17 protein-coding genes are annotated in these 15,229 nt (G+C 56.4%); 9 read left to right on the top strand and 8 right to left on the bottom strand.

All coding sequences use genetic code 11. The features are described 5' to 3' along the window. Positions 1–9: 9 nt before the first annotated feature. Positions 10–468 (bottom strand): ATPase, encoded by a 459-nt coding sequence (locus tag BKP64_RS17460; RefSeq protein WP_070972937.1) that lies wholly within the window; start codon positions 466–468, stop codon positions 10–12. 163 nt (positions 469–631) lie between these two features. Between BKP64_RS17460 and BKP64_RS17465 the strand changes: the two genes are divergently transcribed. Next, complete coding sequence (locus tag BKP64_RS17465; protein WP_070972939.1) at positions 632–1,699, top strand: beta-N-acetylglucosaminidase domain-containing protein; 1,068 nt, start codon at positions 632–634, stop codon at positions 1,697–1,699. A gap of 9 nt (positions 1,700–1,708) precedes the next feature. Here the strand turns inward: BKP64_RS17465 and BKP64_RS17470 are convergent, their stop codons facing one another. Then, positions 1,709–2,419 (bottom strand): SIMPL domain-containing protein, encoded by a 711-nt coding sequence (locus BKP64_RS17470; protein WP_070972941.1) that lies wholly within the window; start codon positions 2,417–2,419, stop codon positions 1,709–1,711. A gap of 107 nt (positions 2,420–2,526) precedes the next feature. On the opposite strand from BKP64_RS17470, the gene BKP64_RS17475 reads away from it, so the two are divergent. Then, positions 2,527–3,063, top strand: coding sequence for a macro domain-containing protein (locus BKP64_RS17475; protein WP_070972943.1), 537 nt, complete (start codon positions 2,527–2,529; stop codon positions 3,061–3,063). An 18-nt stretch (positions 3,064–3,081) separates the two neighbouring features. Here BKP64_RS17475 and BKP64_RS17480 read toward each other — a convergent pair whose 3' ends face one another. Together BKP64_RS17480 and BKP64_RS17485 are read right to left on the bottom strand one after the other, a co-directional pair. Next, positions 3,082–4,026: a ChaN family lipoprotein gene (locus BKP64_RS17480; RefSeq protein ID WP_070973759.1), complete on the bottom strand. Its 945-nt coding sequence runs from the start codon at positions 4,024–4,026 to the stop codon at positions 3,082–3,084. 83 nt (positions 4,027–4,109) lie between these two features. Continuing rightward, positions 4,110–4,289: a CopG family transcriptional regulator gene (locus BKP64_RS17485; RefSeq protein WP_070972945.1), complete on the bottom strand. Its 180-nt coding sequence runs from the start codon at positions 4,287–4,289 to the stop codon at positions 4,110–4,112. 111 nt (positions 4,290–4,400) lie between these two features. On the opposite strand from BKP64_RS17485, the gene dauA reads away from it, so the two are divergent. After that, the gene (gene dauA / locus BKP64_RS17490) at positions 4,401–6,119 is read left to right on the top strand and encodes a C4-dicarboxylic acid transporter DauA (RefSeq protein ID WP_070972947.1); all 1,719 of its coding nucleotides are present in this window, start codon (positions 4,401–4,403) and stop codon (positions 6,117–6,119) included. Positions 6,120–6,212: 93 nt separating this feature from the next. After that, entirely contained in the window at positions 6,213–8,159 is a 1,947-nt protein-coding gene (locus tag BKP64_RS17495; RefSeq protein WP_070972949.1) for a CASTOR/POLLUX-related putative ion channel, read from the top strand. A 7-nt stretch (positions 8,160–8,166) separates the two neighbouring features. Here the strand turns inward: BKP64_RS17495 and BKP64_RS17500 are convergent, their stop codons facing one another. From BKP64_RS17500 to BKP64_RS17510, 3 genes are read right to left on the bottom strand one after another with little or no spacing between them, the layout of a single operon-like run. Next, complete coding sequence (locus tag BKP64_RS17500; protein WP_069182034.1) at positions 8,167–8,556, bottom strand: CBS domain-containing protein; 390 nt, start codon at positions 8,554–8,556, stop codon at positions 8,167–8,169. A gap of 13 nt (positions 8,557–8,569) precedes the next feature. After that, positions 8,570–8,920 carry a transcriptional regulator gene (locus BKP64_RS17505; RefSeq protein ID WP_070972951.1) on the bottom strand — a complete coding sequence of 117 codons (351 nt, stop codon included), beginning with the start codon at positions 8,918–8,920 and terminating at the stop codon, positions 8,570–8,572. Then, entirely contained in the window at positions 8,917–10,410 is a 1,494-nt protein-coding gene (locus BKP64_RS17510; RefSeq protein ID WP_070972953.1) for a DUF1538 domain-containing protein, read from the bottom strand. The genes BKP64_RS17505 and BKP64_RS17510 overlap by 4 nt, the downstream gene beginning before the upstream one ends. Positions 10,411–10,688: 278 nt before the next feature. On the opposite strand from BKP64_RS17510, the gene BKP64_RS17515 reads away from it, so the two are divergent. Further along, complete coding sequence (locus BKP64_RS17515) at positions 10,689–12,281, top strand: isocitrate lyase (protein WP_070972955.1); 1,593 nt, start codon at positions 10,689–10,691, stop codon at positions 12,279–12,281. A gap of 76 nt (positions 12,282–12,357) precedes the next feature. Here BKP64_RS17515 and BKP64_RS19350 read toward each other — a convergent pair whose 3' ends face one another. Continuing rightward, positions 12,358–12,561: a hypothetical protein gene (locus BKP64_RS19350; protein WP_157755439.1), complete on the bottom strand. Its 204-nt coding sequence runs from the start codon at positions 12,559–12,561 to the stop codon at positions 12,358–12,360. Positions 12,562–12,669: 108 nt separating this feature from the next. Here BKP64_RS19350 and BKP64_RS17520 point away from each other — a divergent pair, with 108 nt between their 5' ends. The 4 genes from BKP64_RS17520 to BKP64_RS17535 are packed head-to-tail and all read left to right on the top strand — an operon-like array spanning position 12,670 to position 15,228. Continuing rightward, a complete protein-coding gene (locus BKP64_RS17520) occupies positions 12,670–13,617 on the top strand; it encodes a hypothetical protein (protein ID WP_070972957.1) in 948 nt (315 codons plus the stop codon). A 58-nt stretch (positions 13,618–13,675) separates the two neighbouring features. Then, positions 13,676–14,026 carry a hypothetical protein gene (locus BKP64_RS17525; protein WP_070972959.1) on the top strand — a complete coding sequence of 117 codons (351 nt, stop codon included), beginning with the start codon at positions 13,676–13,678 and terminating at the stop codon, positions 14,024–14,026. Between the two features lie 13 nt (positions 14,027–14,039). After that, complete coding sequence (locus BKP64_RS17530; protein WP_070972961.1) at positions 14,040–14,732, top strand: C39 family peptidase; 693 nt, start codon at positions 14,040–14,042, stop codon at positions 14,730–14,732. A 4-nt stretch (positions 14,733–14,736) separates the two neighbouring features. After that, a complete protein-coding gene (locus tag BKP64_RS17535) occupies positions 14,737–15,228 on the top strand; it encodes a hypothetical protein (RefSeq protein ID WP_070973760.1) in 492 nt (163 codons plus the stop codon). Position 15,229 lies beyond the last annotated feature (1 nt).

Raw genomic sequence — 15,229 nt, forward strand, 5'->3', positions numbered from 1 at the left:
TCGTAGGTGTTAAACGTCGTCCATCCGGCCGATCTGGCGAGCCAGGCGCATCGCTTCGTGCTCCTCCAGAGCTTTCAGGTCCTCCAGCAAGCTTTTTGCTTCGGGGATTTCGGCTTTGCCGATCAGGGCATCATAAAGATCCATGACCTGGTCATGAAAATCGAAAATTTCCCGCTCAATACCTTCAAAATCAAGATCCGCGTAATGAGTATCACAAGTTCGGTTTCTTTCGATCGGCTTGTGATTGGCGTAATCGTAAAGTCGAGTTTGCATGGCTCTGGGGTCGGCCTGTTTCTCGAACTCGGCCACCGCTTTTTCCAGAAGGCTTTCATGACTGCTGACATAGTCGAGAAGAGCGCTCGCCCGCTCGTTGGTGTTCTTTGCTGCGGATTCATGGAGGCATTTGGCAAGATGGGCGTGTAACTGGCGCGTCCAGTCGATGAGATCTTCAAAGGTTTTTATTTCCATGGCAGGCTCCTGAAGTCCGTTGTTTTTATGAATTGGTTTAATGACCAGTCTAGTCAATATTGTTGCCAATTGTCTCGTTGCAGCTTTCCGCGAGGCCTTCGCTGATTACACGGATGTATCAGGTCGGTTATTATCAAAGTTCCTGTTAACGGAAAGTGAGGTCATGATGACCATGCTGGGGATCATCGAGGGATTTTACGGGCCCATGTGGAACTGGCAGGAGCGTCGGCAACTTGTGCGCTCCCTGGCTGCTCACGGTTACGGTTTTTATCTTTATGCACCCAAGGCAGACGTGTTTCTGCGCCGGCGCTGGCAGGAGCCTCATCCGCCGGCAGTGGCTGCGGAGTTGGCGGATTTTGCCCGTTTCTGCCGGACGGAGGGTTTACGCTTCGGCATTGGATTGAGTCCGTTCGAGATTTTTAATCACTTTGATGACGACGCACGGGCAGCGCTGGCGGACAAGCTGGCATGGCTTGACCGGATCGGCATTGACGAGCTCGCGATTCTGTTCGACGACATGCGCTCGGATACGCCGGATCTGGCAGAAACCCAGGTTGAGATCGTGCACTGGATCAAGGAGCGCACCTCCGCGAAACAGCTGAGTGTCTGCCCAAGTTACTATTCCGACGATCCGGTACTGGACCGGGTGTTCGGCGAGCGACCGGCAGATTACCTGGAGGCGCTCGGTCGCAAACTGGACCACTCCGTCAATGTGTTCTGGACCGGCGAGGAGGTCTGTTCCCGGGAAATTTCCCCGGGCCATCTCAAACGAGTAGGGGACTTGCTGGGGCGTAAGCCGGTTCTCTGGGATAACTACCCGGTCAATGACGGAGACCGGATGTCACAGCACCTGCACCTGCGGGCATTTACTGGCAGGTCGGCCGCGAATGCGGCTCATATTGCCGGCCATGGCATCAATCCCGCGTTACAGCCGACGTTAACAGCGATTCCTGCCATTACCCTGGCCGAGTCCTATCGCCTCGGACCGCAGTACCAGTACGGCCAGGCGTTTCGCCATGCGGCCCGGGAGGTTCTGGGGCGGGACCTGGCAGCTCAGTTGCTCGCAGACCTGCTGGTGCTTCAGGACGCTGGGCTGAGTCGCATCAGTGATGAAAAGCGGCAAAGCCTCCAGCACACCTATGACGCGTTTGACCACCCTGCTGCAAACGAGATCCTGCGCTGGCTGGGCGGCGAGTACCAGGTCACCGACGAGATGGTTGAGACCCAGTAACCGGGCTGACTACCGGAGATAGTAGTCAATGGTTGAGACGACCCGAACGGTCTTGGTCGGTTGCTGTCCTTCCATGACGCCGGGTGCCTGATCCCGGGCCAGAATCTGGAAGACGCCCTGATTGGCCCGGCGCAGGCCGCCCAGTTCGGCATTGGCGTCCTTGGCAAACTGAGCGGCCGCCTCCCGTGCCGATGCCGTTGCTTCAGCAATCATGGCTGGCTTGATTGCATTCAGCCCGTTGAACACGTACGTAGGGCCTGCGGGGCCATAGTCAGACGATAGCACCACGCCGGAATCCACCAGTTCGCTGACACCCTGGGCAGCCTGCCGGATCTTGTCGATCTCCTCACTGCGAACCATCAGCGTCTGATTGATGATGAATTTCTGCTCGCCGTTGTTGCCCTGATAAGGGTTGGCGCGAGTGTCGGTGACGTCCAGTCGCTGCAGTTCAACCGCGGTTTCGTTGATGGCCTGGAGGTTCAGGAATGCCATGATCGCCTCGCGGCTGCGCCGAGCTTTTTCCTGAGCTTTGCCCAGGGTCTCGCCGGTCGCGACAAAACGAATGGGCCACAAGGCGAGATCTGCATTGACCTCCCGCTCAGCAACACCTTTGACGGTGACATAGCGGTCGCCTGTGCGAAGGTCGGTCAGTCCGTCGCCAATCAGGGATGCGGAGACAATAGCGCTAATTCCGAGAATCAGGGCGGCGAGTACTTTCATGACGGTTTCCTTCAGTCATCCAAACAGTGCTGCGAGTGCAGAGGCTGCTATCCTGAACAGCAAAGGCAAGATTAGCGTCTCAGGATGAGGGCTAAAAGGAAATAATGATGACAGATGTGAAAGTTGAGTGTGTTCAGGGCAACATCGCCGCGCAGCCGGATATGGATGCGGTGGTCAATGCAGCCAATGCCCGGCTGATGCCTGGTAGCGGAGTTGCCGGCGCCATTCATGACGCCGCTGGCCCCGGGCTTGCTTTGGAATGCCAGGGTCTGGCGCCGATAGAACCGGGGCAAGCGGTTATCAGCTCTGGGCATGACATGCCGAACCGATACATCATTCATTGTCTTGGTCCGGTCTACGGGGTTGACGAACCTTCTGACCAGCTGCTGGCTGACTGTTACCGGAATGCCCTGGCACTGGCAGAGCAATACCAGCTGTCATCCATAGCCTTTCCGGCTATTTCCACCGGGGTTTTCGGCTACCCGGTGCGCGAAGCCGCGACTGTGGCCATGGCTGCGATCAGCGAAAAACTAACGGCTCTCCAGTCGGTCCGGAAAATCCGGATGGTGCTGTACAGCGGTTCGGACCTGAACGTTTTTAAAGAAGCTCTGGAACGTACACCGTTGGCTGGCTGCAACGGCTGAGCAAAGGAGGGGGTCGTATCAGTCGCAGTTTTGCGTTGCAGGGCGACTGAAGCGGGCCTTCATTGCCTCGCGTTCCCGCTCTTCATCGCGATACTCGTCTGGCAGTGGCTGAATGAAGTAGAGGTAGTCGCCTTCCCCGCGACGGTCTTCCAGCGGTATGCCTTTGTCGCTTGTCGTCCAGAATGCCGGTGTTATAACCGCCACCGAGAGGTCCGGGGCCCGCCGTGTCAGCAGCGCCACCGTGCCCAGCCGGCCTTCGCTGTGAAAGGTGCCGGTCAGGTGAAGAATCTGGTGCCCCGGGTGCGTTTCGCGAGCCTCCAGAATTCGGGCTGCCATGGTGTTGTCGCGCAGGAGCTGAGCCCGGTAAGTGTTATTCATGCGTTCGCTTATGGCCGGGTCACCGGTGCCATGGCTGCCGGTGATCGCTTGCACGAATTTCTCGCTGTAGCCCGGGGTATCGATGAAAGGCTGTTCGGGTAGTCGGGCGCGAATGCCGGCGCCGAGTTTATCGAGGTAGGCCGGCCCCATGCGGCCAACGCACCTTACGATCTGCGCCGGGGCATTGGCGGCAACCAGAGGAACCTTGTGTGTCCTGGCAAACTCCACCAGGGGCCGGTACGACGCCCGATAATTATCCCAGGCTCCGGCGTCCTCTATCATTTCGGTCTCGCCGGTTTTCCCGGCCATGTAGAGGTCCAGTTCCGCTTGATGGGCAAGGTCGAACTGCTCCATTGTCAGTACCTGCTTCGGCCGGAGCTGGAACAGTGCCCGCTGGAGCTGTGACTGGAGCAGGTGGGAGCCGTGGTGGCCGTGATACTCGCCAACCACGACCACGTCCGTTGTGACGAGCTGGTCCGCGAGCGCTTCGATAGAGAGCTGCCTGCCAGTAGATGCCTCAACTATCCGGGCATCGTACTGGGTCTCCGGTGGTGTAACCGGGGCCGTTGCTGGGGTGATGGTCATACATCCACCGAGGGTGGTCAGTGTTGCGAATGTCAGGGCAATGGATACTGTTTTCATAGCCGGAGTATACGAAAGCATCTGGGTTATGGTTGTTGCTTTGTTTTTCCCCGCCAGTCTGTTCCCAGTCTTTCCTCGACATATTCCCGAATAAACTGGCGAACTTTCTGGGACGGTGTAACGTCTTCCTCTTTGCACAGGGCTTCAAAGACCGCTTTTTTTTCCGGGTCAATCAGCAGTGTCAGTCGTGCAGTGCGGTTTTCCATGGCGTGTTCCGGGCTCTTGTCGGTGATGATTTATGTTAACCATATTAACATTGAATACTTATTGGATGACCATATAATGTAACTTAACGCTCTGCAACAGGTTGGACATTCATGCCCCATCGTGCCTACCTCTTTTCGCTCCGGTTTGCCCATGCCTTTCGCGAGGCCTGCCTGGATGAACGGTACAGTCGTGGTCGCTTCCTGCACGATGTCATGGCCGGCGTTACGGTTGGTATTATTGCCATTCCGCTGGCCATGGCATTAGCCATCGCCAGCGGCGTGGCGCCGCAATACGGTTTGTACACGGCCTTCATTGCCGGCTTTGTCATTGCGCTCACGGGGGGCAGCCGTTTCAGCATCTCCGGCCCGACTGCGGCCTTCGTTGTGATCCTGTACCCCATTGCCCAGAGCTACGGACTCGGTGGCCTCCTGCTTGCCACCCTGATGTCGGGCATCCTGCTGATAATTATGGCTCTGATGCGGCTGGGACGCTTCATTGAATACATTCCCGAATCGGTAACCCTGGGATTTACCGGGGGAATCGCTGTAGTGATTGCCACCTTGCAGATAAAGGATTTCTTCGGTCTGCAGCTGGAAGCCATGCCGGAGCAATACTGGGACAAGATTGCTGTGCTGGTCCAGGGTATGCCAGCACTTGATGCAGTCAGTACACTGGTGGCCGCTGCAACATTCATGGTTATGCTGCTCTGGCCACGGCTGAAGACACCTGTGCCAGCTCACCTCCCGGCTGTCGTGGTGGGCAGCCTTCTGGCACTCTGGTTCAATGCGCATGGAGCCTCCATAGAGACCATAGGTTCCCGATTCAGTTACTTGCTGCCGGATGGTACCCGGGGAGCTGGAATTCCGCCTTTTCTGCCGGAGTTTTCCTGGCCTTGGCATCAGGCCAACGCCAGTGGCGAACCGCTTGGGTTGTCCTGGAATATGGTAAGGGAACTGCTGCCCTCAGCGTTCGCCATTGCCATGCTCGGTGCCATTGAATCCTTGCTCTGTGCGGTGGTTCTGGATGGCATGACGGGTAAGCGGCACAGCGCCAACAGTGAGCTGATGGGGCAGGGCCTGGGTAACATCATTGTCCCGTTTTTCGGGGGTATCACCGCAACGGCGGCTATTGCCCGCTCCGCTGCGAACTATCGGGCTGGTGCGGAGTCGCCCGTGGCCGGAATGGTTCATGCCCTGGTGGTGCTGTTGGCCCTGGTGTCCCTGGCAGGTGTCCTTGCGTATCTGCCCATGCCTGCCATGGCAGCCTTACTGGTCATGGTGGCCTGGAACATGAGTGAGGCCCCCAAAGCGTTACATTTGCTGAAAACAGCTCCGCGCAGTGACATTCTGGTTTTCCTGACCTGTTTTTCACTGACAGTGATCCTGGATATGGTTATTGCAATAACCACCGGTATCCTGCTGGCGGCCGTACTGTTCATGCGTGAGATGGCACAGATGACCCGGGTAACGGATATCACCCATGACAAACGCATCATAAGCTCGGATCTGCCCGACGGCTGGCGGGTCTTCAAAATCAACGGGCCTCTGTTTTTCGCCGCAGCAGACCGAATATTCGGCGAACTCGCGGAGCTGTCCAGCAATGCCCGCGGCTTCATTCTCTACATGGACGGCGTCACCATCCTTGATGCCGGTGGCCTGTCAGCGCTTAACAAACTGATTGCCACCTGCCAGAAGGACGGCACCGAGGTGGTCATTGCAGACCTGCAGTTTCAGCCGCTGCGGACATTAGCCCGAGCGGGCGTAAAACCCATCGATGGTGTGAGCCGGTTCTGTCCTTCCCTGCACGAAGCCCTCAATCTGGTCAGCTAATGCACAAGCCCTGACATCCCGGAAAGATTGCTGTTTTCAGCCTTCTATCAGCTATGCTTGCGGTATCTTTGATGGCCCGACACAGGACCCCGCATGCTCCCTTTCCGGATTGTTGACCGAATCAAATTCATTGTTGAGCGACAGCTGGTCAAGGGTGCCGGTTTCCAGTTGCTGGTGGTTGCTGCCTTTATTGCGCTGATCTCCCTTATCGGAGGTCTGCTGGTGGTGCCACTGGGGGAGTCATTCGAGAACGTGGGATCAGCCATCTGGTGGGCCTTCTTACGGCTGACCGATCCCGGTTACCTGGGAGACGATGTCGGTACCTGGCAACGTTTTGTGTCCACCCTGCTCACGGTCAGTGGCTATGTGGTGTTCATGGGTACCCTGGTGGCCATCCTGACACGGTGGTTGATTGCCAAAATGGCGGACCTTGAGCGCGGTCTCACGCCGGTGACTCTTAAAAATCATGTGGTGGTACTGGGCTGGACCAGCCAGACCCTGCCGCTACTCTCTGAATTGCTGGGCTCCAGTGGCCGGATGCGCCGTTTCCTGGAGAAGCACGATGCCCAGAAGCTGAACCTGGTGGTGTTGTCGGAGGAGGCTTCTGCGGCCCAGGTGCATGAGCTGCGCAGTGAGCCGGGTATCGGGCGCAGAGCCCGCCAGATCATCCTGCGTTCAGGATCGGCGATACAGCCGGATGCCCTGCACCGGGTGGCCTGCCTGGATGCAGCGGCCGTGATCGTTCCCAGCGCAGCCCATGAGGCCGGCAGCCTGGTGACGTCGGATGTGGAAACCGTTAAGGCACTGCTTTCCATTGCCGCCCAGGCCAGGCACTTTCAGGCTTCCCTGCCGTTCGTCGTGGCTGAGATCCAGGACGTCCGAAAGCTGCCGGTGATTGAACGGGCCTATCCCGGCGCGGTGGAAGTCGTGGCCGGCGATGCCACCATCAGTCGTCTCATGGTTCAGAACATTCTTCATCCCGGGCTGTCGGAAGTTTACAACGAGTTGCTCACGGCCGGTGAGGGCAACGAAATCTATATCCGGGGCGGAGAATCGCTGGGCGGAATGACGCTTGGTGAGCTGGCCGCGGCCCGGCCCGAGGTTATCGTGCTGGGGCTTCTGAAACACCGCGATGCAGGCTGGGACGTCCAGCTGCTGACACCTTCAGACTCGCGAATTGATCCGGCCGATCGGGTCGTCATCATGGCCCGGGACTATTCCGAGACCGAACCCGATCCCAAAAAGGCAACCTTGCCAGAGCTGGAGAGAGGACAAGCGGTGCGCGTCGACCGGCCTGCCGATCAGGCGAACCACCGGGTTCTGGTGTTGGGCTGGAACCGGCGGGTGCCCAGCCTGATCGCGGAGTTTCTGAGCTACGGACACCGCCATTTTGAAGTGGACCTGGTTTCCGTGGTTCCGAGAGCCGAGCGGGAACAGGCCATAGCCCGGTACGTGGAGAATTCTGAACGCCTGACCTGTCGGCATATCGAGGCGGATTACATGGTGGAAGGCGAGCTGCGCCGGATCGGGCCGGCGGGCTACGATACCGTGATCCTGCTTAGCAGTGATCGACTGGCCTCAGGCGAAGAGGCCGATGCTCGGGCGATGGTAGGTTACCTCCAGCTTGAAGATATCCTGGCCGATTTTGCCCGGAGGCCCCAACTGATCATGGAGTTGAGCGACCCTGACAACCGGCACCTGTTGGATGGGCATCAGAGCGAAATGATGATCAGCCCCATGATTCTGAGTCATGTTCTGGCCCAGGTGGCCTTGCGGCGGGAGCTTCGAATCGTGTTGGATGAGCTGTTCACCGTGGGCGGTGCCGAGATCCAGTTCCGGGACCCCGCGGATTACCCGTTGCCGGCCAGTGCAACCTTTCAGGTTCTGGAAAAGACCGTGGCGGCGGAGGGCGAGTTGGCTCTGGGTGTGTTTCGCCACAGCGCCGATGAACGTGGTCGCCACCTGCAACTGAATCCGTCCCGGAAGGACTATCTGGAGCTGCAGCCGGGCGACCGACTGGTGGTGCTGTGCCTGACCTGATTAATCATCAGTCGATGCTGTCGAGCAGGGCCGCCATGATGTCGTCCATGACCACGAAGCCTTTGAGATCATTGTCGGCCAAAACCAGAAGACGCTTTACCCGGTATTTGCTCATCAGGCTCGCCGCATGTCGGACGTTCAGGTTCTCACCGACGCTGATCACAGGCTTGGCACAGGCGTCGTAAACATTCAGAAGATCTATATCGCCGTCTTCGGCGATGACGGTTTTCAGTACATTGGTATAGGTAATCAGCCCCCAGGCATCGTGCTCGCTTGTCTTTTCCACCACCAGAGACTTCAAAGAATGCTGCTTCATCTTTGATAGCGCCTCACGGATGCTGGCAAACGGAGAGATGGTTATTACGTCCCGCACCATCACATCTTTGACCAGTTTCATGGCTGTTCTCCGGTTACAGTGAATCTTTCAGGTGTTGTTCGAACTTCGCGACCTGTGACATATCGATCCCGCCCAGGTGTTCGAGGGGAAGCGTGAACACAAGCCCCTTTGAGTCGTTATGGTCTGGCATCAGAATCCTCTGGATGGCCTTCAGAATATCGAGCGAAAGGCCCTTCTCCAGCACCATCAGCAGAACGCTCTGGCTGCCATCGTAGGTCAGGCCGAAGAATGTTTTCTTGGCGGTGTTACTGATGCCTCGACCGGAAAGCACCGTAATGCCACCGGCGCCAAGATCCCTTGCGGCATCAACGCATTCCTGCTCCTGATCCTCGGGAACGATTGCAACCAGTACCGAAAATTTCATGAGTCTGTTTTCCTCTGCTTTGCAAGCATTTCAACGATGATGGCGTAGCTCATCACCGTCACAATCGGAAAGATGGAGGCGAAGGCGATCAGGCCGAAACCGTCGATCAGCACGTTGCGGCCTTCAATACTACTGGCCAGGCCAATACCAAGCGCGGTCACCAACGGCACGGTAACCTCTGAGGTGGTTACCCCGCCGAGATCGTACGCCAGGGGTATGATGTACCTGGGGGCCAGCGCGGTCAGGATGATGACCAGAATATAGCCGCCAATGATGTAATGGTGAATTGAATCGCCACTGATAATCCGGTGGACCCCAAGGGTGATCCCCACGGCGACCCCGATGGCCACTATGATTCGGATGGCATTGCCATTAATGGTGCCGGCCGCTGCCTGTTCTGCCTGGTGTCCGATGGCGATCAATGCTGGTTCGGCCATGGTGGTGGCAAAGCCGATCATGAACGCGAAGAGATAGACGAACACGAAGCCCTCCATGCTCATCAGCTGCCGGGCCATACTGGTGCCAATTGGAAACAAGCCGAGTTTCAGACCGACCACGAAGGCATATAGCCCCAGCACCACCAGGGCAAATCCGAACAGGATCTTGCGGGGATTGGTCAGCCCACGGCGCAGTATCAGGTATTGAAAAAACAGGATGGTAATGATGATTGGCAGGACATCCCGGAGCATTCCGGCAAGATCGAGCAGCATGCCCAGCAGAACCGGGGTTTGATCGGCTGTTCCATTCTGGGTCAGGATTGGCAGCCCCGTCGGATCTGAGGTTTCACCGGAATACACCACAATCCCGTACAGCTGAACGGTGATCATGGGGACCATTACGGCGAGTGCCACCAGGCCGAAGCCGTCGAGTAACGGATTGCGACCTCGAATGGAGGCCGCCAGGCCGATGCCCAGGGCCGCAATGAGAGGCACGGTGACGATATTGGTGGTGACGCCGCCGGAATCATAAGCCAGGCCAACTATCTCCGGTGGTGCGAACCAGGTGATGATCACCACAACGATATAGCCGATGATCATGAACCAGTGCAGCGGGTAACCGAAGATGGTCCGGAACACGCCCAGGGCAACCACCAGCCCGACAGAGACGGCTACCAGTATCCTGAGCGTCAGGGCCTTGATCTTGCCTTCACTGATTTCTTCCGCCTGCTGCGCCACGGCAATCAGTGCCGGCTCTGCCACTACTGCTGAAAAACCCATGGCGAAGCCGAACGATAGCAGAACCGGTACCGATCCCTTTCTGGCAAACTGATTGGACAGGCTTTTTCCGACCGGAAAAATGCTGAGTTCAAGACCCTGAAGAAACAGGGCAACGCCCACCGCCACAATCAGCAAACCTGCTGCCATCATGAGGGTGTTCTCCGGTATCTGCTGGAGAATCACGAGCTGGAAGAAGACAACAACGGCGATGATCGGAAACAGATTCTTCAGGGCATGCACAAGGGAATGGCTGAAAGCTCGCAGATAGAACACTGTTTGCGCCTGGTGGGTTCCGGTAGGAAGTGCTCGTCGATAACAGTAACAATAGCCACTGTTCCTGTGTTGATCCAACTCAAAACCTGCGCCTTTTCGTCATTCATCAGAAAAATGCCGAAAATAGATTATATAAATTTCAATTATAAATTTGAAAGCACTAAAGTAACCGTCAACGTCAGCGCCTAGCTCAAAAAGTGAGCAGGTTGTTGGCTCCGGATGTCGCAGTATGCTTCTCCGCATCGACTTAGAAAACCAACGTAGAAAGGATTGAGACCATGCCCTACGCACAAGACGTTGACCAGATTGCTTCCATCCTGAAGCAGAATCCGACCTGGAATGCCATCAACCCGAAGCACGCCGCTCGCATGCGCGCCCAGAACAAGTTCAAGACTGGTCTGGACATCGCCAAGTACACCGCCAAGATCATGCGCGAAGACATGGCGAACTACGACAACGACACTTCCCAGTACACGCAGTCCCTGGGTTGCTGGCACGGATTTATCGGCCAACAGAAGATGCTGTCCATCAAGAAGCACTTCGGCACTACCAAGCGCCGCTACCTGTACCTGTCTGGCTGGATGGTTGCCGCCCTGCGTTCCGAGTTTGGCCCGCTGCCTGACCAGTCCATGCACGAGAAGACGGCTGTATCCGGTCTGATCGAAGAGCTGTACACCTTCCTGCGCCAGGCGGATGCCTGGGAACTGAACCACCTGTTCCGTGCCCTGGAAGAAGCCGAGAACGCTGGCGACAACGCCAAGGCTGAAGAGCTGATCAAGCAGATCGACAACCACGAGACTCACATAGTGCCGATCATTGCCGACATCGACGCCGGTTTTGGTAACGCTGAAGCGACCTACCTGCTGGCCAAGAAGATGATCGAAGCCGGTGCCTGCTGCATCCAGATCGAAAACCAGGTGTCTGATGAGAAGCAGTGTGGTCACCAGGATGGCAAGGTTACCGTGCCGCACGCTGACTTCCTGTCCAAGATCAATGCCGTTCGTCTGGCGTTCCTGGAACTGGGTGTTGATGACGGGGTTATCGTGGCCCGTACCGACTCCCTGGGCGCAGGCCTGACCCAGAAAATCGCCGTCACCGACGAGCCGGGCGATCTGGGCGACCAGTACAATAGCTTCATCGATGGTGAAGTTATCGAGAAGGCTGAAGACATTAACAACGGCGACGTTGTGATCAAGCAGAACGGTCAGCTGGTTCGTCCGAAGCGCCTGGCCTCTGGCCTGTTCCAGTTCAAACCGGGCACTGGTGAAGACCGTGTTATCCTGGACTGTATCACTAGCCTGCAGAACGGTGCAGACCTGCTGTGGATCGAAACCGAGAAGCCCCACGTTGGCCAGATCGCTGCCATGGTTAACCGCATCAAGGAAGTGGTTCCCGACGCCAAGCTGGTCTACAACAACAGCCCGTCCTTCAACTGGACTCTGAACTTCCGTCAGCAGGTATTCGACGCATGGAAGGAAGAAGGCAAGGACGTATCTGCGTACGATCGCGCCAAGCTGATGAGCGAAGAGTACGACAACACCGAGCTGGGTCAGCTGGCTGACGAGTGGTGCCGTAACTTCCAGCGTGATGGTTCACGCGAAGCCGGGATCTTCCACCACCTGATCACCCTGCCGACCTACCACACCGCGGCTCTGTCTACCGACAACCTGGCCAAAGGCTACTTCGGTGACGAAGGCATGCTGGCCTACGTTGCCGGTGTTCAGCGCAAGGAAATCCGTCAGGGTATCGCCACCGTTAAGCACCAGGATATGGCTGGTTCCAACATCGGTGACGACCACAAGGAATTCTTCGCTGGTGAAGCCGCGCTGAAGGCCGGTGGTAAAGACAACACCATGAACCAGTTCGGTTAATCGAACGGTCTGGTTGTCATTGCTCCCGGGGGTTGCCCGGGAGTGATAAAAGAGCCCCGCCATCGGCGGGGTTTTTTTATGGGCTGGGATTTTTAACACTTTCTTTTCTGCGCATCTGAATGATTTTTAAAACAAAAGGCAAATGGACACCAAAAGCCACGGTTTTCCCTGTTTCAGCTTTGAAACAGTTAGCCAAGTACGGGTGGGGCCCAAATTGCGGGACTAAATGTAAATAGACAATAAAAACAACCATCTGCAGTTTTTCTTTGAGATCTGGCACGGGAATCGCTCTGGTAATAGCCGTGGGCCTGAATCACGGATGTACCCGAAGGCTAGCGGGTCTGGGCAGGCTCCCTGATAAGCCAACAACCTCAAAGGAATTGACGTTATGAACACCAAAAGAAGCATGCTAGCGATTGCTATCGCCGTGGGCCTGGGTATCTCAGGAGCGGCATTGGCAGAGGACGACCAGGGGGGAGATGGAAGCCCGAACACTAATGCGGATAACACATCGACCGCCAATAACAATTCTGGAAATGATAATTCCACCAACACTGACAGCTCGGACAACAGCGCCAATTTGAACGACGCGTTCAAGATTGCTGACAGTGGCAATGACATGTCCGACAACTCTGACAATTCGGACAACTCCGATAATTCGGATAACTCCGACAGCTCGGACAACAGCACCAGCCTGAACGATGCCTTCAAGATTGCCGACAGCGGCAATACTGATGCATCGGACAACTCCGATAACTCTGACAATTCAGACAACTCGGACAACTCGGACAACTCGGACAACTCGGACAACTCCGACAATTCCGATAACAGCACCAGTGTGAATGACTCGTTCAAGATTGCTGATAGCGGTAACGATAACTCCGATAATTCGGACAACTCCGATAACTCCGACAATTCGGACAATTCGGACAACTCCGATAATTCGGACAACTCGAACAACAGCACTAACGATTCATTCAACACAGCAGATAGCGGCAACAGTGACAGTTCAAACAACTCCACTAATGCTGCTGGTTCCTATAACACCGATAACAGCGACAACTCAGACAGCAGCACGACTGAGCTGAACGTGTCGCTGGAGGTGTTCATGAACGATGCCGAGCTCGACGGCACTGTCAGTGGAACCAACGTGACCTATGGAGACGCTATTGGTGGCGGCTCTTACACAGAGGCTCGTGCCGGCAACGAGATTTCTGGAGGCTCGGCCAACTTCACCGGTGTGGGTGCGTTTGCCCAGAACGCCGGCGTAGGCAGCGTGACCCAAGCCAATGTGAGCGTCATGTCCAACCTGTCCACAGGTGGTGGCAGCAACTGAGCGAGGCCGGCCGCACCCTGAACCCGGGTGCGGCCCGGCTTCTGCCGGGAGACGTGTCATGGGTAACGTGATCAGAGGGATTCTGGGTGCCGCATGTTTATGTGCTGTCTTGGGACAATCTGGCGTAGCCGCTGCCGAAGAGTGGATGGATTTACCCCCGATGAGTACGGATCAGCTGGAAGGTGCCAGTGGCCGTCAGGGAATTCCGCTGCAATGGCAGCTCAATGAGAATCAGCAAAGTGCAATGGTCACGGGGAACGTGTTGTCAGGACCGTCCATGACCGGAGATAACCTGATCTCAGATCACGCATTCGAGAACATGAGTGGTATTGCTACGGTGATTCAGAACACCGGTAACCAGGTGGTGATTCAGGACAGCACCCAGGTAAACATCCTCATTAATCGTTGAAAGGAGGTGGGCCATGGCAAAGCAGACACTTGCGGCGTTCGGTGCATGTGCTGTCATGTTGTGGTCTGCCGCATTTGCCGGAACCGTCATGGTACCTGGACTGGGTGGCGGGCTTCAGCTGGATGTCCGCAGTTTCAAGGAACAGCGTTTCAGTTCCGTGATGCGGCAGCAATATGATTTCAGCTGCGGTTCGGCGGCGCTTGCCTCGTTGCTTTCGTACCATTACGGGTATGAAGTGACCGAGCAGGAAGTGTTTTCCGGAATGTATGCGCTCTCGGATCCGGAGAAGGTTCGGCGGGAGGGGTTTTCCATGCTGGATATGAAGCGGTTTCTGGAATCGGAGGGTTTTCGGGCCGATGGTTTTCGTATGCCGCTGGCCGGCCTGAGGGAAAAGGTGCGGTTGCCGGTTATTGTTCTTGTGAACATAGACGGGTTTCGTCATTTCGTGATTATCAAGGGAATCAGCGAGACCGAAGTGTTCGTTGGTGACCCGGCGCGGGGCCTGAAGGTCTATTCCAGAACTCAGTTCGAGGACTACTGGGACGGTGCCGCGTTCGTTATTCGCAGCCATCTCGCCCAGGGGAGGGAGACCTTCCTGGTTGAGGGGGACTGGCCACAGCTTGCCCGTGCGCCCTTATTTGAGGGCCAGAAGGGGCCGTCTCTTGGCCACACCCTGCCATATTGGCCATCTTCGAGGGAGTGGTAGTGTGATGATCAACCGACAATCATATTTGGCTGCGATTATGTCCCTTGCGCTCGGTTGTGTCGTGACGACAGCCAATGCCGATGGCATATTTCCGGAGCAGGCGCTGACGAATGACGAGCTGGCATCTCTGAGGGGAGGCTTTATGCTCGATAATCTGGAGATATCCATTGGTCTGGAGCAGGTCGTTTCTGTGAATGGTGAAACTCTGGCGATCAACCGTCTGACTATTCCCAATCTGAATCAAATGGTGAGTGGGCAGGCTATTCCGCACCAGATGGAAACAGTTCTCGGCATTATCAGCCCCGGCAACAGTGGCCAGGCCCTTATTTCAGCGACAGCGGGCGACAGCGGGTGGATGACGCTGATCCAGAATAACCTGGATAGCACGGTTATCCAGAATGCCCGGCAACTGAATATTGAACTGAATAATCTGGGCTCCGGGTATCGTCTTCCCGACGTTATGAGGGAGCCTGTTCTCCAATTCCTCGGTCAATAGC

Origin of the sequence: Marinobacter salinus (assembly GCF_001854125.1) — a bacterium.
Lineage (GTDB): Bacteria > Pseudomonadota > Gammaproteobacteria > Pseudomonadales > Oleiphilaceae > Marinobacter > Marinobacter salinus.